Annotated in this window: 12 protein-coding genes; 6 read left to right on the forward strand and 6 right to left on the reverse strand. The window is 41.8% G+C overall.

Annotated features, from left to right (window positions below; genetic code table 11):
• Positions 1-19 precede the first annotated feature (19 nt).
• Together ACSX1H_RS08805 and gyrB are read left to right on the forward strand one after the other, a co-directional pair.
• Positions 20-1,777, forward strand: coding sequence for a TonB-dependent receptor (locus ACSX1H_RS08805; RefSeq protein ID WP_439183482.1), 1,758 nt, complete (start codon positions 20-22; stop codon positions 1,775-1,777).
• 162 nt (positions 1,778-1,939) lie between these two features.
• Positions 1,940-3,904 (forward strand): DNA topoisomerase (ATP-hydrolyzing) subunit B, encoded by a 1,965-nt coding sequence (gene gyrB, locus ACSX1H_RS08810; protein ID WP_439183483.1) that lies wholly within the window; start codon positions 1,940-1,942, stop codon positions 3,902-3,904.
• Positions 3,905-3,981: 77 nt separating this feature from the next.
• Here gyrB and dapF read toward each other — a convergent pair whose 3' ends face one another.
• The gene (gene dapF, locus ACSX1H_RS08815; protein ID WP_439183484.1) at positions 3,982-4,770 is read right to left on the reverse strand and encodes a diaminopimelate epimerase; all 789 of its coding nucleotides are present in this window, start codon (positions 4,768-4,770) and stop codon (positions 3,982-3,984) included.
• Positions 4,771-5,028: 258 nt separating this feature from the next.
• Between dapF and ACSX1H_RS08820 the strand changes: the two genes are divergently transcribed.
• The gene (locus ACSX1H_RS08820) at positions 5,029-6,504 is read left to right on the forward strand and encodes a Do family serine endopeptidase (RefSeq protein WP_439183485.1); all 1,476 of its coding nucleotides are present in this window, start codon (positions 5,029-5,031) and stop codon (positions 6,502-6,504) included.
• An 81-nt stretch (positions 6,505-6,585) separates the two neighbouring features.
• Positions 6,586-7,446 carry a sigma-70 family RNA polymerase sigma factor gene (locus tag ACSX1H_RS08825; RefSeq protein WP_439183486.1) on the forward strand — a complete coding sequence of 287 codons (861 nt, stop codon included), beginning with the start codon at positions 6,586-6,588 and terminating at the stop codon, positions 7,444-7,446.
• Positions 7,447-7,479: 33 nt separating this feature from the next.
• Here the strand turns inward: ACSX1H_RS08825 and uvrB are convergent, their stop codons facing one another.
• From uvrB to ACSX1H_RS08845, 4 genes are all read right to left on the reverse strand, one after another.
• Positions 7,480-9,489: an excinuclease ABC subunit UvrB gene (gene uvrB / locus ACSX1H_RS08830; protein WP_439183487.1), complete on the reverse strand. Its 2,010-nt coding sequence runs from the start codon at positions 9,487-9,489 to the stop codon at positions 7,480-7,482.
• 84 nt (positions 9,490-9,573) lie between these two features.
• The gene (locus ACSX1H_RS08835) at positions 9,574-10,398 is read right to left on the reverse strand and encodes a hypothetical protein (protein ID WP_439183488.1); all 825 of its coding nucleotides are present in this window, start codon (positions 10,396-10,398) and stop codon (positions 9,574-9,576) included.
• 150 nt (positions 10,399-10,548) lie between these two features.
• The gene (locus ACSX1H_RS08840; protein ID WP_439183489.1) at positions 10,549-11,304 is read right to left on the reverse strand and encodes a copper homeostasis protein CutC; all 756 of its coding nucleotides are present in this window, start codon (positions 11,302-11,304) and stop codon (positions 10,549-10,551) included.
• Positions 11,297-13,213 carry an AMP-dependent synthetase/ligase gene (locus tag ACSX1H_RS08845; RefSeq protein WP_439183490.1) on the reverse strand — a complete coding sequence of 639 codons (1,917 nt, stop codon included), beginning with the start codon at positions 13,211-13,213 and terminating at the stop codon, positions 11,297-11,299. The genes ACSX1H_RS08840 and ACSX1H_RS08845 overlap by 8 nt, the downstream gene beginning before the upstream one ends.
• Before the next feature lie 196 nt (positions 13,214-13,409).
• Here ACSX1H_RS08845 and ACSX1H_RS08850 point away from each other — a divergent pair, with 196 nt between their 5' ends.
• Entirely contained in the window at positions 13,410-14,753 is a 1,344-nt protein-coding gene (locus ACSX1H_RS08850; protein ID WP_439183491.1) for a tetratricopeptide repeat protein, read from the forward strand.
• A 47-nt stretch (positions 14,754-14,800) separates the two neighbouring features.
• Here ACSX1H_RS08850 and ACSX1H_RS08855 read toward each other — a convergent pair whose 3' ends face one another.
• Positions 14,801-15,850, reverse strand: coding sequence for an aldose epimerase family protein (locus ACSX1H_RS08855; protein ID WP_439183492.1), 1,050 nt, complete (start codon positions 15,848-15,850; stop codon positions 14,801-14,803).
• A gap of 341 nt (positions 15,851-16,191) precedes the next feature.
• Between ACSX1H_RS08855 and purL the strand changes: the two genes are divergently transcribed.
• A complete protein-coding gene (purL, locus tag ACSX1H_RS08860) occupies positions 16,192-19,881 on the forward strand; it encodes a phosphoribosylformylglycinamidine synthase (RefSeq protein ID WP_439183493.1) in 3,690 nt (1,229 codons plus the stop codon).
• The last annotated feature ends 15 nt before the right edge of the window (positions 19,882-19,896 follow it).

The following is a 19,896-nucleotide window of genomic DNA, read 5'->3' on the forward strand; positions in this document are numbered from 1 at the left end:
TAATTGAAAAAATAATTAGATGAGATACATACAGATACTTACGGTTTGCATCGCTGTGGCCATTCTAGGTAAGAATGGCGTCGCAGCCCAGGAAAAAATTAATCAGGATGTAAAGGTGGTTAAGGAGTACAATCCAACTATTTCAGACGCCTACAAGGTCAACTATATGCCGGTACTTGCTGATTCAACGACTTTCAATCCTCGATTCAATTACCGCATTATTAGCACTTCAGTGACAACAGATTATCAGCCGGCCCCCATTGCGCCGGCCCGAATCAATGCATCCCGTAAGGAATATTTGCACAAATCCTTTATTAAAGGAGGAGTTGGTAATTACAGCACTCTTTTGGCCGGTTTGGGTTTTAATGTGCTGGCTAACGAAAAGTTTGTTTTGGGGTTAAATGCCAACCATGTGAGTTCATTGGGTAACATAACTCTCGAAGATGATAATACCGTTGATGCGCCATTTCATGATACTGATGTAAAGGCCAATTTCAAGCATTTTTTCGATGATAAAACGTTGCGGGTTGATATGGCCTTTGTGCATAATGTGTTTCAGTATTACGGCTACCAAACATTGACTGCCGATGGGGCTTATTGGCTGCCGGATGGTACATTGACATCTGGTGCTGGGTTTATTCCGGATGCCGATCAGCGCTTTTCCAATTTTACGACCAGTATTGGCTTAAGTAATAATGAAACCGATGATGGAAAAATGCAATATGATACCGAAGCAGGGTTCAGTGCGTTTGGCAACCTAACGGGTGTCAGTCAGTTAGGGTTTAAAGTGGGAGGACAGCTCTATCAGCCAATTAATAATTTGGGCTTTAATCTGGAAGGTGGTATTGAGAGTTACAAAACATCCGTACCCGATTCGATTGGCCCCATGTATAGCTTTAATGATCGGTCGCAGCTGCTGTTGCGCCTCAATCCTTCGCTTAATTTTAATTTCGACCGGGCAAAACTTAAAGTGGGTATACAGATTGCAGGTCTCATCGATACCGAAGCGGATAAGTTTTATCTGACACCTGATGTCATGGGGGAGTTTACTGTTGTTGAGGGGATTGCTACTATTTATGGAGGCGTAAACGGACGGGTTCGTGCAAACGATTATACCAGCATGCTCAACGAAAATGCATTTGCCTCTGCTGATATTAATGTCAGGTCGTCGGTCGTCGGTCTTAACCTTTTAGCGGGAATAAAGGGGAATTTTAGCGCCTCAACTTCATTTTCAGCGGGTCTGGAGTACGGCATTTTTAACGACGAACATTTTTGGGTGAATAAAACCTACGCAACGCACACGCTCGCAGCCGACGCTGTAAGTGCCGAGCATTATTCCAATCAATTCGATGTGGTGTATGATGATGGTGCACTGCTGACGGTTAAGGGCGCGCTCTTATATAAACCTAAACAGACCATGGAGTTTCTGTTTAGTGGTGCCTATTACGGCTGGAATCTGGATAGTGAACAAAAAGCCTGGCATCAACCCGAAGTGGAACTGGGCATTGAGTCGCACCTAAATGTCATTGATAACCTGTATGCTTCTGCCGGAATAAAATACCTTGGCGAACGTTGGGCTTATGACGTCACTCATGAGTCACAAATTAAAGAGCTAGAAGGGGTGGTTGACGTTAATGTTGGAGCCGAATACTATTTTAGCAAGCAATGGTCTTTTTGGGCTTCAATGAATAACATTGCTGTGGCCAAATACTATCAATGGAACGGGTATCCCATGCAGGGATTGAATGCGCGTGCAGGGATAATTTTCTCCTTCTAAAAGCAATAAAAGCATAAAAAAATCACAACGAAATAAGGCGTAAAAATCATCATTTAAAGTCGGTTTAAATGATGATTTTTGTTATATTTGTAAGTCCTTCAAAGAGGAGGATGAGATTAGCCGGTTTAGCCGGTTTTTTTACGCTTTTCAAAAGAATTTAAGATGAGTGATCAGGTAAATGAAAATGTAAATAAACAAGGCGATTATAGCGCCAACAGTATTACTGTATTAGAGGGACTGGAAGCAGTGCGTAAGCGCCCGGCCATGTACATCGGTGATATTGGTGAGAAAGGATTACATCACTTGGTCTACGAGGTGGTTGATAACTCTATCGATGAAGCTTTGGCTGGCCATTGTGATTCAATTGAAGTGATAATTCATCAGGATGATTCAATTACAGTAAGTGATAATGGTCGTGGTATTCCAACTGATTTTCATGAGAAAGAAGGAAAATCAGCATTGGAAGTGGTAATGACAGTGCTGCACGCCGGTGGTAAGTTCGATAAAGATTCTTATAAAGTATCGGGTGGTCTGCACGGTGTGGGTGTTTCCTGTGTGAACGCTTTGTCAATCATGCTGAAGGCCGAAGTGCATCGAGGTGGAAAAATTTACACCCAGGAGTATTCCATTGGTAAGCCCGTAACTGATATTATTGAGGTAGGTACGACTGACCGAACCGGAACAATTGTGACTTTTAAGCCCGATGAATCGATATTTAATTCAACCACTTACAAGTATTCGATTCTGGCAAACCGCCTGAGGGAGCTTGCTTTTCTAAATAAAGGAATCAAAATCAGGTTGATTGATGAGCGTGAGACTGGGGAAGATGAGCAGTTCAAGACTGAAGAGTTTTTCTCAGAGCGAGGTCTTGAAGAATTCGTTCATTTCATTGATGAATCACGTGAAAAACTCATCGATAAAGCCATCCATATTTCGACAGAGAAGAATGATATTCCTGTTGAAATTGCGATTCTTTACAATACATCGTTCGCCGAGAATATTTATTCTTACGTAAATAACATTAACACCATCGAAGGTGGAACGCATTTAACTGGTTTTAGAAGGGGCTTGACGCGTACGTTGAAGACTTTCGCCGAAAAATCAGGCATGCTGAGCAAGCTTAAATTCGATATTAATGGCGATGATTTCCGCGAAGGCCTAACTGCAGTTATTTCGGTTAAGGTGGCTGAGCCGCAGTTCGAAGGCCAGACAAAAACTAAACTTGGTAATAGTGAGGTGAGCCTGTCTGTTGACCAGGCGGTGAGTACCATGCTAACCAATTACCTTGAGGAAAATCCTAAGGATGCCAAAGATATCGTCAATAAAGTTATTTTGGCTGCTCAGGCCAGGCATGCGGCGCGCAAAGCACGTGAGTTGGTGCAGCGTAAGAGTGTGTTGAGTGGTGGAGGTCTGCCTGGTAAGCTGGCTGACTGTTCTGATAAAGATCCAGCACACTGTGAGGTGTTCCTTGTCGAGGGAGACTCGGCGGGTGGTACTGCCAAGCAAGGCCGCGACCGTCGGTTCCAGGCTATTTTACCGCTGCGAGGTAAGATTTTGAATGTGGAGAAGGCGCTCCAGCACAAAGTGTTTGAGAACGACGAGATTAAGAATATATTTACAGCTCTGGGTGTAACAATTGGTACCGAGGAGGACAGTAAGGCACTTAATCTGGAAAAATTGAGGTACCATAAGATTGTAATCATGTGTGATGCCGATGTGGATGGTAGCCACATTGCAACGCTTATCATGACCTTCTTCTTCAGGTATATGAAGTCTTTAATTGAAAATGGATACCTCTACATTGCCACACCTCCTTTGTATTTAATCAGACGAGGTCAAAAACAGACTTATTGCTGGAATGAAGAGCAACGCATGCGATTAGTTGAAGAGTGGGGTGGAGGAAAAGAGAGTGCCTTGCATATTCAGCGCTACAAAGGTCTTGGAGAGATGAACGCCGAGCAGCTTTGGGAAACAACCATGAATCCAGAAGAGCGAACACTGCGCCAGGTAACTATTGAAAGTGCCACCGAAGCCGACCGCGTTTTCTCAATGCTGATGGGTGACGATGTACCACCGCGCAGAGAGTTTATTGAACAAAATGCCACTTACGCAAATATTGATGCATAGTACAGTGGATTAGATAAAATTTAAAAAAGGGAGCTTGCTTGATTGCAGCTCCCTTTTTAGTTAGAAATTTTTATCGCTTAAATGTCAATGAAACCTTCAAATACAAAGGTGGCCGGTCCTTCGAGCCATATATTTTTATAGCCGCCTTCGGCTGTTGCAGAAAATGAAACCTTAAGATTTCCGCCGAGTACTTCTATGGCAAATTCATTATAGTCAGGCTTTTTAATGTGTGCTGCTAAAGAACATGCCACAACCCCTGTTCCGCAAGCCAAAGTTTCGTCTTCTACTCCCCGTTCATAGGTTCTTACTTTAATTTGGTTACCTTCTTTAAAATGCACAAAATTAACGTTTGTGCCGTCTGGGGCGTAGTGATCGGAATAACGAATCTTTTGACCTTCCTCATACACATTCACTGCATCAACGTCATCGACAAAACTAACGTGGTGAGGCGAGCCGGTGTTCAAAAATGTGTATTCACTGCTGGTGTGAATTTCCTCCACATCAATCATCTTTAAATTTACAATTCCATCAGAATAGGACGCGCGATGCTCTCCATCAATGGCCATAAAAGTAAAATCGTTGGGGTTTGACACAGCTCCTATATGAACAGCAAAAGCAGCAATGCACCGGCCACCATTGCCGCACATCGATGCTTCCTTACCATCGCTGTTGAAATAGCGCATGGTAAAGTCGAGAGAGGGATGACTCTCCAACAGCATTAAGCCATCACCACCAATGCCAAAGCGTCTGTCGCATAAGTTTTGGACTATATCGTGTCGGTCGCCATCAAATAGTTTTTGGCGATTGTCAATTATTACAAAATCATTTCCGGCGCCCTGGTATTTATGGAATTTAATTTTTGTCATTGCGGGATTGTGCTTTATTCATTAAACAAAAGACAAAACGTCGTGTTTTGCTTACAAAAATACGCTGATATGGCAGAAAAACCTTAATGTTAGGCAAAAAAACGTTAAGGGCTAGTTAAAGTTGGTCACCGGACTAATTTTTGATGTTCCAGTTTTCGTACCTTAGGCTATTAAGGTATAATATTTGTTAAATATGCATGGTTCGACAGGACTATTGCATTATAAAAATCTAACAGTAACTTTAAAAAGGTAAGACATATGAATACAAAAAAAGTATTTTACACATTTGCCATTGCAGTGATTAGTGCAGTTACAGGTGTTTATGTGTACTCACATTTTGAAAATAGTGAACCAAAAGTTATTACAATTAGGGAGGAAGTGCCTGCAATAGGGCAATTTACTTCGAATACAGTTCAGGCGGCATTACCCGATTTAACAACTGCAGCAGAAAGGAGTGTTCATGCGGTAGTTCATGTTAAAACCAGAAGTACAGGAAAGGATTACTACTCCGGAAATCCCTTTTACGATTTCTTCTTTGGTCCCGGAAGTGGTTATCGTCAGCAGCCTCAGCCAGTATTAGGAGCCGGTTCGGGGGTGATTCTAACAACCGACGGATACATTGTAACCAATAACCACGTGATTGATAATGCTGATGAAATTGAGGTGACTCTTAATGATAAGCGTACCTTTTCGGCCACTTTGGTTGGGGCCGACCCAACATCAGACATTGCTTTGATTAAAATAGAAGCCGATGATCTGCCGTTTGTGCCTTATGGTAATTCCGATGAGTTGAAAGTAGGCGAATGGGTATTGGCCGTCGGTAATCCGTTTAATTTAACATCAACTGTTACAGCTGGCATTGTTAGTGCCAAGGCTCGAAGTATAAATATTATCGCTAATAGGAATCAGACTTTGGGCGTCGAATCATTTATCCAAACAGACGCTGCTGTTAATCCCGGTAATAGCGGCGGCGCATTGGTTAATCAGCGGGGCGAATTGGTTGGCATCAATACTGCTATTGCCTCGCGCACTGGGTCTTTTAGTGGCTATTCTTTTGCTGTGCCTGTAACAATTGCCAAAAAAGTTGTGGCTGATTTGATGGAATTTGGAGAGGTGCAAAGAGGACTTCTTGGGGTAAGTATCATTGAGGTCAGTGATGTGCCTGAAGAGCTTTCCGATGAGTTAGGTGTGAAAATCGAAAAGATAGAGGGCGTTTTTGTGGGAAGTGTTGCTCCTAATGGCGGTGCAGCTGAGGCTGGCGTTAAGGCCGGTGATATCATTCTTCAGGTGAATGGAGAGGATGTGAATTCGGTTCCCGAGCTTCAGGAGAGAGTGAGTATGCACCGCCCTGGAGAAAAGGTAAATATTATTGTGTTACGTGATGGAAAACAGAAACCTTTTGAAGTAACTTTACGTAATATACAGGGAACAACCGGTATTATATCTTCCGATAAGTTTGATGAAACCCTTGGTGCTACGCTGGAGACTGTCTCAGTCAACGACTTAAGGCGTCTTGGAGTGCGTTATGGCATACAAGTTGCAGACGTTGGTAATGGAAGTTTAAGCCAGAGTGGTGTTAAAGATGGATACATCATTACGAAAGTAAACGATGTACCTATTAAAAATATTGAAGATTTTAAGGCAGAAGTAGCTAAAGCGAAAGACGGACTCTTCCTGACTGGAATTTATCCAAATGGTCGGGTTGTTTACTATGCAGTGAATCTGAACGATTAAAATGTTTTCCGGCTATTAGGCACGAAAGGTTGGAAAAATAAGGAAATTGTAGTACTTTTGTGCCGGATTTTTATAAGGAATATGAGACAACTCAAGATAACAAAGTCGATTACTAACCGCGAAAGCGCTTCTTTAGATAAGTATTTGCAGGAAATTGGTCGTGAAGAATTGATTTCTGTAGAGGAAGAAGTAGAGTTAGCTCAACGTATCAAAAAAGGTGATCAAATTGCTTTGGAGAAATTAACCAGAGCGAATTTACGTTTTGTGGTTTCAGTAGCTAAGCAATACCAGAATCAGGGTTTAAGTTTACCTGATTTAATTAACGAAGGTAACCTTGGTTTGATAAAGGCTGCAGAGAAGTTTGATGAAACGCGCGGGTTTAAGTTCATATCTTATGCGGTTTGGTGGATTCGACAGTCGATTCTTCAAGCGTTAGCTGAGCAGTCTCGTATTGTTCGTCTGCCTTTAAACCAGGTAGGTTCATTAAATAAAATTAATAAGGCTTATTCGAAGTTTGAGCAAGAAAACGAGCGTAAGCCATCACCGGAAGAGCTGGCCGATAAGCTGGAATTACCTCCGGAAAAAGTCGCTGACACAATGCGTGTTTCAGGACGCCACATCTCGGTTGATGCTCCTTTTGTTGAAGGGGAAGACAACAGTTTGTTAGATGTATTGGTGAATGGAGATTCTCCCAATGCTGATAAGACGCTGATAAATGAGTCTTTAGCTCGTGAGATTGAGCGTGCCTTGGCGACACTTACTGAAAGAGAGAGCGATATAATTAAGCTGTTCTTTGGTATTGGTTGTCAGGAGATGACGCTGGAAGAGATTGGCGAGCGTTTTGGTTTGACACGTGAACGAGTGCGACAAATCAAAGAGAAAGCAATTCGTCGTTTACGTCATACTTCAAGAAGTAAGCTCTTAAAATCTTACTTAGGATAAGCTATAAAAGCATAAAAAGAAAGGCCTCGAAGTTTACTTTGGGGCCTTTTTATTAAGTAAACTTTCAAGTCGCTTAATTTCATCACGGTGCTGGGCAGCGCTGATAAAATCAAGCTCTTTAGCAGCTTTCTGCATCTCTTTCCGAGTTTTCTCAATGGCTTTTTTCAGTCCTTCAGCGCTCATGTATTCAACCACTGGATCTGCGGCAATATCGGCTCCTTCAGGCTCGATGTAGGCTTTGGCTTTGGAGGAGGCTTCAATAATTGTGGTAAGCTGTTTGTTTATCTGGGTTGGGGTAATGTTGTTCTTTTGATTGTATTTCAGCTGCTTCTCGCGTCTGTATAGAGTGGCATCAATGGTTGCCTGCATACTTTTTGTAATGACATCGGCATACATAATAACACGGCCATTCAGATTTCGTGCTGCGCGACCGGCTGTCTGGGTCAGTGAACGCTCTGATCTTAAGAAGCCTTCCTTGTCTGCATCTAAAATAGCCACTAATGACACCTCAGGCAGATCCAATCCTTCACGGAGCAGATTAACCCCTATAAGTACATCAAATGTTCCCAGCCGGAGGTTCTCCATGATCTTTACCCGTTGCAATGTGTCCACATCGGAATGGATGTATTCACATTTAATAGAGAGTCGGGTGAGGTACTTGGTTAGTTCTTCAGCCATTCGTTTGGTTAGTGTGGTGACCAGTATTCGTTCATTTTTCTCTATACGGTCATTAATTTCATTTATTAGATCGTCAATTTGATTTTGGCTTGGTCGGACATCAATTTCCGGATCTAGCAGTCCTGTTGGTCGTATTAGCTGCTCCACAATAACCCCTTCCGTTTGTTCCAACTCGTAATCAGCTGGTGTTGCACTCACGTAAATAATCTGGTTTACCATTGACTCAAACTCTTCGAACTTAAGCGGCCGGTTATCCAAAGCCGCGGGTAAACGGAACCCATATTCAACCAAATTTTCTTTTCGGGAGCGATCGCCGCCATACATTGCACGTATTTGAGGGATGGTAACGTGACTCTCGTCAATAACGATCAGGTAATCATCAGGAAAGTAGTCCAAAAGGCAGAAAGGGCGAGTCCCTTCATTGCGGCCATCAAAATACCTGGAATAATTTTCAATACCCGGGCAGTAACCCAGTTCTCTAATCATTTCTAAATCGTAGTTAACCCGTTCGTCCAGTCGCTTTGCTTCAATGCTTTTACCGCTTTCCTTTAAAAACTGAACGTGTGCTGTAAGATCGTCCTGAATTTGTTGAATGGCCTGTTGAGTGCGCTCCTTTGATGTAATAAAGATATTGGCAGGATATATCTTCAGGGTATCCAGCGACTCTATACGTTTGCCGTTTTCCGGATAAAATAGCTCTATTTCTTCTATTTCATCGCCCCAAAATATAACTCGACAGGCATGGTCGGCGTAGGCCAGAAATATTTCAACGGTATCACCTTTCACCCTGAAATTGCCTCGCTCAAACATCACTTCGTTGCGCGAGTAGAGACTGTCTACCAACTGTCTTAAAAAGGCATTTCTTGATACCTGGCTGTTTTTCTCGATGGTGATGACTCCTGAATGAAAATCCTCTGGATTACCAATGCCATAAAGACAGGAAACTGAGGAAACGACAATGACATCTCTTCTGCCAGAAAGCAAAGCAGAGGTAGCACTCAGCCTTAATTTTTCAATTTCATCGTTTATGGATAAATCCTTTTCGATGTAGGTGTCTGTTACCGGTAAGTAGGCCTCTGGTTGATAGTAATCGTAATAGGACACGAAATACTCGACCGCATTATTGGGGAAAAACTGCTTAAACTCTCCATATAGCTGAGCAGCTAACGTTTTGTTATGCGATAATATGAGAGTTGGCCGTTGTACCTGTTCAATAACATTGGCCACGGTAAATGTTTTTCCGGAACCGGTTACGCCGAGCAGAGCCTGGTGTTTTTGGTTGTTCAGTATCCCTTTTGTTAATTGCTCGATGGCTTGCGGCTGGTCGCCAGTTGGTGCAAAATCCGATAATATTTTAAGCTCCATTGTCCACTTTAATTTATTTGCCTTTGGTCAAGTGACAAAAAAAGAGTTGCAATTGCAACTCTTTCGGTATTTTGTAATGATTTTTTATCTTCTGCGTTTTCTCTTTATCGCTTTCGAATTGCGTTTTGATGAGCCGCGGTATTGAGAGCGCGTTTTTAAGTAGGCCTTTCTGTTGTATTTAGGCTCATTTCGCCAACGACTATCATCGATTAAGTAAGTAATGCCTATTGATGTGGTATAATAAAAATCGTTTGACTCTGTCTGTACCACACCGCCTCCAGGTATTTCATACTCTTTGTGGGCATCTAAATCATCTGTAAATGGAACCGTCCCGATGCCTTCGATATTAACACTCCACTGAGAGTTAATCCAAAGTGAGATGCCGAGGCCGCCCGAAAAAGTAGGGGTAATACCGCTCGCTTCGTTCCAAACAGAACCATATTCTTGATCAAATCCGGCACCATAGACGCCATAATATTTTGTTGCGCTATAATACAAAGCTCCTACCTGTCCGATAATATATGGATTAATTGAGCGTTGTTTGAAGTAGCCGAATAAAACATCTATGGGTCGAAACGTAACGCCTACATTAAATTCTCCATAAGTATTGTCAAACCATGCGTTATTTATGCCGGGAGCAGAAAGCTGTATTCCGCTCATTTCGCCTCCCATAATTGAAGCTCTGGCTGAAAGAAAGGTTGTGAGTTCCTTATCTGCATTAACACCCAGAGATAGATGTGTTCGCCCATCATCAACAAGGTCGCCATAAAAATGGTTAGCCCCAAGACGCCCTGTTACACTAAATCCTTCCCATATAGTTGATCTTCGTCTACGTTGGGCAACAGACTCAGGTAAGACTGTTGCAATGAGGATTGCAATAATTATGATTGTTCTTAATGACGACGGCATTCGAATGTGCTTTAATTATGGTGTAAAAATGTAAAAAACTTTACGATTAGAAAAATCAATTTATTCCAAAGGTGTAATAAAGACTTCATTTTACGAAAAAAAATTTACAGATAACGTATTTTACTTAGTAAAAGTAAGTTTTTTTTACACTTAAATCTTAAGAATTGCATTCATCGTCTTTTTTATCGTTTCTAAATCCGAGTAAAATCGACTGAACTCAGGTATGCCGCTTACACCACCCATATTTATATTGTCATTTTTATAGGTCATAGGGGAAGGAAACTCTTTGCGAGCCGAAAAGTGAAATTCTTTGGCGCCAGTTTTTGCTGCCAGTTCTGCAATGTTATCCGGTTTAACACCTGAGCCAACAAGTATTGTAATGCGTCCGTTGGCCTGTTTGATGAGCTCTGAAAGACAATCTATGCCTAATGGAGCTGTTTGTTGCATACCCGATGTTAATACTCTTGTCGCTCCAAGAGATATCAGTTCTTCAAGCGCTTTTTCCGGTGCATTACACATATCAAATGCCCGGTGGAACGTAAAAGGCAGTTCTCCTGAAGCATCAATAAGTTTTTGTGTGTTGGGTACGTCAATATCGCCATTTGTCAGGAGGCAACCCGAAACAATGCCATCAGCACCGAGTTGTTTTGCCATTCTTATGTCATTTAGCATGACATTTATTTCTTCGCTGGAATACACAAAATCGCCACCTCTGGGTCTGATGATTACAAAAACTTGAATATTGGGAGCCATTTTTTTTACTTCCATAATCATGCCTGCACTTGGAGTTGTACCTCCTTCAAACAGATTATCGCAAAGTTCCACACGCTGTGCGCCAGCTTCTTGTGCATTGAGGGCTGATTGAACAGAATCAATGCAGATTTCAAATGAATAGTTCTTAGTCATTATTAGTCAGATAAATCCTTAAATTACTAATGTTTGTGCCAGATATGAAGTTTTTAGCTTCGGGGGTATAAAGATAGTCTATCTCGTGCGAAAAGTACTCTTCGACCTTCGGTCTTACTACTTTCATTGTGCTGTTTAGGAGTTTGTTTTTTTCCGTAAAGCTTTCTTTCAAAACGACTAGTGTGCTGGGCAGCCATCTGGAAGGAAAGTTAAAATCATTGTTGTTAGACGCTTTTAGACTGCTTATTTCATCAAAAATGAGCTGAAGTATTTCTATTAGAGTTTGCTCTTCTTCAATTGTTTTATTGTTCTGTCTTAGCCAGAGGTTTATTTTTTCTTTATTGGGCACTATCAAGCCGCTGGTATAGGGGTTTTGGTTGTTATGAAGAATAAACTGATCGATGTATTCGCAGTGATCAATGATGGCTTCCTCTATGCCTTCCGGACTGTATTTTTCCCCATCTGCACCTATAAGAAGACTTTTAAAACGCCCCAATACATATAAGTAATTATGAGCGTCTAAATAGCCAAGGTCACCGGTGTAAAGCCATTGATCTTTTATCGTTTCATTAGTGGCCTCTTTATTGCGCCAGTATCCTTGCATGACATTTTCTCCGCGTATTACAATCTCACCTTTTTCGCCAACCGGCAACGTCTTGCCATCGCTGTCACAAATTTTAATTTCCAGCTGGTTAACGACCTTGCCCGACGAACCAAGCTTATGATGTTTGGGTGTATTGGCAGAAATGATGGGTGAAGCTTCGCTCAAGCCATAGCCCTGATACATGGGAATACCTATTGCGTAGAAGAAACGTTGCAGTTCAATGTCGAGCAAAGCGCCACCACCAATAAAATATTGTAGTTTACCGCCAAAGCGCTCTTTTATTTTATTAAAGATTAGCTGCTTGTAGAGGCAATATATTGGGTATAAAAGTTTTTTGAGTCCTTTTCCTGCTTGCTCACCATCACCATTGTACCAGTATGCAAAGTGAAGGCCGGATTCAAACAGGCGGGATGCTGTTGCGCCTTTTCCCTGAATGGCTTTTTCTATGTTTTTCTTGAAATTCTTTGCCAAAGCAGGTACACTCATTAAAATCTCTGGTTTAATTTCCTGCATGTTGGTCACAAAGTTTTTCAGTGTTTCGTGCTGGTTGCGACCAATTTGCACGGCAGCTATTGATGCACCTTTATGCATGAAGGAGTACAGAGAGGCCGTGTGAGCAAAGGCATGATCCCATGGCAACACAACCAGTGTTTTATAATGCTGGGGAACGTTAATATAGCTGAAGGCCTGTTCAACATTTGCTGTGTAATTTCTGTGTGAAAGGATGATTCCCTTGGGGTCGGCAGTGGTGCCCGATGTGTAGCAGATATTGGCAGGTGTTTCTGGCTTTACTGCTTCCATGGCATGTGCTAACGCTGAAGGAGCTTTTTGTGCATGTTGTTTGCCTACTTTAAAAAGTTCTGTAATCGTTGTTTCGTCTTCTTCCAGCTCATTAACATCATCTAAAATTATTACTCGTTTTAGTTCGGTTAGCTGTGGTTTTACCAATCGTATTTTATCTAGTTGATTGCGGGATACGATGATGGTCTCTGACTGTGAGTGGTTTAGTCTGAATATAAGGTCGTTATCAGCTTCTAGTTTGGTGGATAGAGGTACGTTGATGGCGCCAACGTGTAGAATCGCTAATTCGCTTACCAACCAAAGCCGTCTGCCTTCCGAGAGCAAGGCCACCCGGTCGCCAAGCTTAATGCCTAATGACAGAAGTGCGTTACTCAAATGATGGACTTCAGCTTGTATTTCCTTGTACGAATATGAGGCGTATTTATCCGTCTCTTTTTCCCATATTAACGGGTTATCGGGGTATTTGATAACACTTTCCTCAAAAAAATCGATTAAGCTTTTCATATTCTAAATTTTTCAGGGGTTAAAGTTAAATTAAAATTATTAGAACTTTTTGTGTTCGTTTTCGACCATTTGGTGTGTATATTCGGACAAGTATTTTATTATAATCTTTATCTAATATTCAGTAAGTTAGTGTTTAATAGATGGTGGCAAGGAAATTGATTACATTTTGTAGATTAATTAAGTTAAACCTTGTACCATGAAGAAATATGCATTGTTTTTTATGCTGTTATTTGGGACTATAACAGTTACATCTTATGTTGAAGCGCAAAACACTGCCCAAATGGACAGTGTGGAGTGTCTTAAAAATTATTCTTTGTATAAAGAAGCGCTTAAGAAAAAAATGTACGATTATTCCATTGGCGCCTGGCGCGCGATGTTTGATAATTGTCCCGATGTGACCATTCGACTTTACGCCGATGGAGTCGATATTTACAAATACTACATTGATAAAGAGAAAGACAATCTAAGAAAGCAATCTTTGGTTGATACTTTATTGTTGATTTATGATCGGCGTATTCAGTATTTTGGAGATCATCCCAAATATCCCAAGGGCTGGGTGCTTGGCCGTAAAGGATTGGACATAGTTACCTACAGGCGCAATGAAATTTCAGAGTTAGAAAAGGCGGTAACCTGTTTTGAAGCATCTCATGGCGCGCTTGGAAAAAAGATGGAACCGATGGTAGCAGTTAATTGGTTACAGGCTACAAACGCTTTGCTGGCAACCGGGGAAAGAACCTCTTCAGAACTTCTTGATGTCTATATGGATGTAGACCAAGTGTTGGCTTATCATATCAAAAAGCAAACGAATGAGGAGTTGGTGGAGATGCTCAATAAAGCCAGTGATACCTGCGTTGAAATTGCAATTAGAAGTGGATTTGATAATTGTGAGGCGCTTGAACAAACACTTACTGCAAAGTATGAACAGGTGAAAGACAATACCGATGGTTTGTCTCGGTTGTTAAAGCTGTTGGATGCTTTTGATTGCTCGGGGGGTAATTTATATGCTCAGGCAGCTGAACGTAATTACCAATTAGCTCCAACAGCCGATGCTTCATACATGTTGGCAAAGTATTTTATTAAGCAAAATGATTTTAATAAGGCGAAGGAGTACTATTTAAAAACAATCAGTCAGGCTGATGATCAGGAACTGCAGGCTAAGTGCTTTTATGAATTAGCAGTGGTTACATTTTCACACTACAAAAATGGTCCGGAAGCCCGGGAGTACGCTCAAAATGCCTTGGAAATGAAGCGCGACTGGGGAAAACCCCATATTCTTATAGGAAATATTTATGCGCACGAGAGTTCAAAATACGGTGATAGTGATTTTGATCATCAAACGGTGTACTGGGTTGCTATTGACCAATTTAAAAAGGCAAAGATGATCGATCCAGAATGCGCTGATGAGGCAGAGAAGCAAATAAATTTATACTCACAATATATTCCTGATAAGGAAACAGGCTTTTTTCATGGCGTCCAGGAAGGTGATAACTATACGATTGGCTCATGGATTAATGAAAAGACGGTGGTGAGGTACCGTTAATCATATAACAAAAGAGGCTGTTTCAGATGAAGCAGCCTCTTGATGTGTTAATCAGCGATTCCAAACTTGTATACGGTTGTTTGCGTATAGGTATTCCCGGGCTTCAGCTCCGCGCTTGGGAAATGATCAATGTTGGGAGAGTTGGGGTATTTTTGAGCTTCAAAGCAAATGCCATAATACTGGTCGAAAGTCACCTCGTCACGGCCAAAGCTACCATCCAGAAAATTACCGGTATAAACCTGAAAACCTGGCTCTGTGGTATAAAATTCTAATGAACGGCCTGTGCTTTCATCAACTAAACGGGCACCAATGTTTAAATCGCCCTCAAAGCCATTGATGACGTAATTATGGTCATATCCATCAATCTCATGGATGCGCTCGCCAATCTTTCGCGGCATCATAAAATCGAGTGGCGAATCATTGACGGCCACAATTTCACCTGTAGGAATATCATTCTCATCTTTAGGAGTAAACTTATCTGCATACAACACCAGTGAATGCTCAAGTACGTTGTTTTGCATGCTCGACAGGTTAAAATAGGAGTGATTCGTTAAGTTGATTATGGTTTTTTTGTCTGTTGTTGCTTCGTAGTCAATCACCAGTTCGTTATCAAAAGTTAACGTGTAGGTTAGTTTGACATTCAGATTACCGGGGTAGCCCTCTTCCATGTCTTTTGATTGCAGTGTCAGTACAACACCTGTTCGCTTGGGCTCTTTAAAGGTTTCAATGTTCCATACTTTCTGGTGGAAGCCATTGGGGCCTCCATGTAATGCGTTTGACCCGTTGTTGCAGTTTAGCTGATAAGTTGTATTGTCAAGTGAGAATTTTCCATTTTCAATTCTGTTTGCATATCGGCCGATTGATGCACCAAAATAGGGACATTGGCTTTTGTATAATTCACTCAAGTAGGTTTCGACATCATCAAACCCAAGTGCAATTTCAGCAAAGTTACCACGTCTGTCGGGTGTTTTAATGCTCATGATAATGCCGCCATAGTTGGTCACCGTCACTTGCGTGTGCTTGCGATTTTGTAAGACGACTGTTGTAATTTCTTGATTTAATGCAGGAATGAATTGTTTTTTTTCATTGATTATCATAGTGGTTGTTGTCGATTAGATTAACAAAAATACGAAAAAAGTTAATTTTAACATTTTATTACTTTTTATATTGTCAACAATTAAAAAAGTAGTAGTTTTATACCTGAAAGATAGACATATTTCTTTCATTACGCTGGCTACTTTTATCCGGCAGGATAAATTAAATAAGCGCAGGTAGTTTTTTGGTTTTAGAGAGAAGAGGTTGTTCTATTGAATAACCTCTTTGTTTTATTTCTAAAATGCTTCAAAGTTCATCAATAATTGACGCAGTTCGACGTAAAACTACTGAACTATTATTAAATTTGCACTTCAATAAAAAAATCAATTCAAAACATTCATTCATGGTTCTGTTTTTTAAGGGAAACTCCAAGCAGATTATTGCAGTAGGAACGCAAGCCGAACTTTCAGCTGAAAACATCAGTAAATTAGAGTGGCTATTTAGCGGGGCAAAGCTTTCTGAAAGTAAAATTTTAGAAGGCTTTTTTGTTGGTCCACGTAAGGAAATGATTACTCCATGGAGTACAAATGCTGTTGAAATAACTCAAAACATGGGGGTGGAAGGAATTACTCGTGTGGAAGAGTTTTTTGAAGTTGATTCTGAAGAAGCAGAATTTGATCCGATGCTTCAGGCAATGTATAAAGGTTTAAACCAAGCCATTTTTACTATCGATAAAGCTCCTGAGCCCATCTTACACATTGAAGACATCGCGGCTTATAATGTGCAGGAAGGTTTAGCGTTAAGCGAAGAGGAGATTGATTATCTGAATGGTTTAAGTAAGCGCCTGGGACGCCAACTGACCGACAGCGAAGTGTTTGGTTTTTCACAGGTAAACTCTGAGCACTGTCGCCACAAAATTTTTAATGGTGTATTTATTATTGATGGGGAGGAGAAGGAGAGTTCTTTATTCCAACTCATAAAGCGCACATCAAAAGAGCATCCTAACTTCATTGTATCTGCCTATAAAGATAACGTGGCGTTTATTGAAGGACCGAAAGCTATGCAGTTTGCTCCCGGAAGACAGGATACAGCTGATTTCTTTGAAACAAAAGATATAGATACCGTGCTTTCGTTGAAAGCCGAAACACATAACTTCCCGACAACCGTAGAGCCCTTTAACGGAGCTGCAACAGGTAGTGGAGGGGAGATTCGTGACCGTTTAGCAGGTGGACGCGGTTCCTTGCCTTTGGCAGGTACCGCTGTTTATATGACTTCATATTCGCGATCAGAAGAGGGGCGTTCGTGGGAAAAAGACATACCCGCTCGTCCATGGCTGTATCAAACACCTGAAGAAATCCTGATTAAGGCATCTAACGGAGCTTCTGATTTTGGAAATAAGTTTGGGCAACCAATGATTTGTGGTTCAGTATTGACGTTTGAGCACTTCGAAAATCAAAAGAAATTTGCTTTCGACAAGGTCATCATGCTGGCCGGAGGTATTGGTTTTGGCCGCAAAGAGCACGCTTTAAAAAATGATCCTGAGAAAGGTGATAAAGTGGTGATATTAGGTGGTGACAATTATCGTATCGGAATGGGTGGAGGAGCAGTTTCATCTGTTGCTACCGGTGAATTCGATAACTCCATTGAATTGAATGCAGTTCAGCGCTCAAATCCTGAAATGCAGAAACGTGCTATGAATGCCATTCGTGCATTGGCGGAATCGGATGATAACCCGATTGTTTCTATACATGACCACGGTGCAGGTGGACACCTTAACTGTTTGTCGGAGCTGGTTGAAACCACAGGTGGTACTATTCATCTGGATAAACTGCCAGTTGGAGACCCAACCTTATCGGCTAAAGAAATTGCCGGTAACGAGTCGCAGGAGCGCATGGGCTTGGTGTTAAAGGATAAGGATATTGAGAATCTGAAAAATATTTCGGCCCGTGAACGTGCCCCTTTCTATGAGGTAGGTGAAACGACCGGAGATATGCACTTTAAGTTTGAAGATGATAAAGGCAATGCTCCAATTAACTGGAAATTAGCCGATATGTTCGGTAATCCGCCAAAGACCATCATGAATGATGAAACGGCTGATGATAAATTCGAGGCGGTTGAATACGAAACAACGCAGGTTGAAAAATACATTAGCGATGTGCTTCAGTTGGAAGCTGTGGCCTGTAAAGATTGGTTAACCAATAAAGTGGACCGTTCGGTTACTGGTAAGGTGGCCAAGCAGCAGTGTGCCGGTGAATTGCAGTTGCCTTTAAATAACCTGGGGGCCTGTGCCATCGATTATAAAGGCGAGAGAGGTATCGCTACCTCCATCGGTCATGCACCGGCAATTGGCTTAGTTGATCCGGCTGCGGGAGCTCTAGTATCAATTGCTGAGGCTCTAACAAACATTGTTTGGGCACCACTTACACATGGTTTAAAAGGGGTGTCGTTAAGTGCTAACTGGATGTGGCCTTGTAAAAATAAAGGTGAAGACAGCCGTTTGTATCGCGCTGTTGAGGCTGTTAGTGATTTCAGTGTTGATTTGGGAATCAACATTCCTACTGGTAAGGATTCGCTTTCGATGACGCAGAAGTACAAAGATGGTGATATGGTTTACAGCCCGGGTACTGTTATTATCTCAGGTGCTGGTGAAGTAAGCGATATCAAAAAAATTGTAGAACCGGTACTGGTTAAAGATACCGATACTCATATATTACACATTGACCTGTCATTCGATAGTCTGAAGTTGGGTGGTAGCTCGTTTGCTCAAGTAGTTAATAAACTGGGTGCCGAAGCTCCAACTGTGACCGATGCTGAATACTTTAAAGCTGGTTTCAACACCATTCAGGAGTTAATCAACAAAGGCTTGGTACTGGCCGGGCATGATATTTCGGCAGGAGGTTTAGTAACTGCTTTGCTGGAAATGAATTTTGCGAATACGTCGTTCGGTGCTAAAGTTAATTTGAACGATTACGAAGAAAGGGATTTAGTTAAGTTATTATTCAGTGAAAATCCGGGTGTAGTTGTTCAGGTGAAAGATTTGGCTGCAGCGTCAGCTGTGCTTGAGGCGAATGGCGTTCAGTTCATGGAGCTTGGACAACCAATTGAGTCTCGTGAGCTGATTATCGAGAACCATGGTTCTACTCTGAATCTGGACATTGATAAGTACCGTGCCGACTGGTACAAGACCTCTTACCTATTGGACCGCAAGCAGAGCGGAGAGAAACTTGCTAAAGAGCGTTTCGATAATTATGCCAACCATGCGCTTGACTATTCATTCCCAACCACATTTACGGGACAGTTAGAGCAGTGGAACCTGGCTTTGGATCGTAAAGAGCGCTCAGGTATTAAAGCGGCTATTATCCGTGAAAAAGGTGTGAATGGCGATCGGGAGATGGCTTACAGCATGTTCCTGGCAGGTATGGATGTGAAAGATGTCCATATGACTGATTTAATCGCCGGGCGCGAAACGCTTGAAGACGTGAACCTGATTGTATTTGTTGGAGGTTTCTCAAACAGCGATGTTCTGGGTTCTGCTAAAGGATGGGCAGGTGCCTTCCTGTATAATCCGCAAGCTAAGAAGGCCCTCGATAATTTCTATGCTCGACCTGATACGCTTAGTCTGGGTGTTTGTAACGGGTGTCAGCTGATGGTAGAGTTAGGGCTTGTATATCCCGAACACGAAGAGAAGCCTAAAATGCTGCACAATGAATCGCATAAGTTTGAGTCTATCTTCCTTAATATGGAGATTGCGCAAAACGATTCTGTAATGCTAAGTTCGTTATCTGGCAGCAAGCTGGGAGTTTGGGTGGCTCACGGTGAAGGTAAATACCAATTGCCATATGCAGAGGATAAGTACAACATTGTGGGTAAGTACGCTTACGAAACATATCCCGCCAATCCAAATGGTAGTGACTACAACACAGCTGCTATTTGCTCTGATGATGGTCGTCATCTGGCCATGATGCCACACATGGAGCGAGCGGTTTTCCCATGGCAGTGGGCTTATTATCCTGCTGACAGAAAAACGGATCAGGTATCTCCATGGATCGAGGCATTTGTTAATGCCCGTAAGTGGATCGAGTCTCATAAATAAAAGCCAGAATTACTG

The organism is Carboxylicivirga taeanensis, assembly GCF_051851475.1.
GTDB classification, from domain to species: domain Bacteria; phylum Bacteroidota; class Bacteroidia; order Bacteroidales; family Marinilabiliaceae; genus Carboxylicivirga; species Carboxylicivirga taeanensis.

Bases quoted from the DNA above. Each gene is read 5' to 3' on its own strand.
- ACSX1H_RS08805 (WP_439183482.1), top strand. From the start codon at position 20: ATGAGATACATACAGATACTTACGGTTTGCATCGCTGTGGCCATTCTA.
- gyrB (WP_439183483.1), top strand. From the start codon at position 1,940: ATGAGTGATCAGGTAAATGAAAATGTAAATAAACAAGGCGATTATAGC.
- dapF (WP_439183484.1), bottom strand. From the start codon at position 4,770: ATGACAAAAATTAAATTCCATAAATACCAGGGCGCCGGAAATGATTTT.
- ACSX1H_RS08820 (WP_439183485.1), top strand. From the start codon at position 5,029: ATGAATACAAAAAAAGTATTTTACACATTTGCCATTGCAGTGATTAGT.
- ACSX1H_RS08825 (WP_439183486.1), top strand. From the start codon at position 6,586: ATGAGACAACTCAAGATAACAAAGTCGATTACTAACCGCGAAAGCGCT.
- uvrB (WP_439183487.1), bottom strand. From the start codon at position 9,489: ATGGAGCTTAAAATATTATCGGATTTTGCACCAACTGGCGACCAGCCG.
- ACSX1H_RS08835 (WP_439183488.1), bottom strand. From the start codon at position 10,398: ATGCCGTCGTCATTAAGAACAATCATAATTATTGCAATCCTCATTGCA.
- ACSX1H_RS08840 (WP_439183489.1), bottom strand. From the start codon at position 11,304: ATGACTAAGAACTATTCATTTGAAATCTGCATTGATTCTGTTCAATCA.
- ACSX1H_RS08845 (WP_439183490.1), bottom strand. From the start codon at position 13,213: ATGAAAAGCTTAATCGATTTTTTTGAGGAAAGTGTTATCAAATACCCC.
- ACSX1H_RS08850 (WP_439183491.1), top strand. From the start codon at position 13,410: ATGAAGAAATATGCATTGTTTTTTATGCTGTTATTTGGGACTATAACA.
- ACSX1H_RS08855 (WP_439183492.1), bottom strand. From the start codon at position 15,850: ATGATAATCAATGAAAAAAAACAATTCATTCCTGCATTAAATCAAGAA.
- purL (WP_439183493.1), top strand. From the start codon at position 16,192: ATGGTTCTGTTTTTTAAGGGAAACTCCAAGCAGATTATTGCAGTAGGA.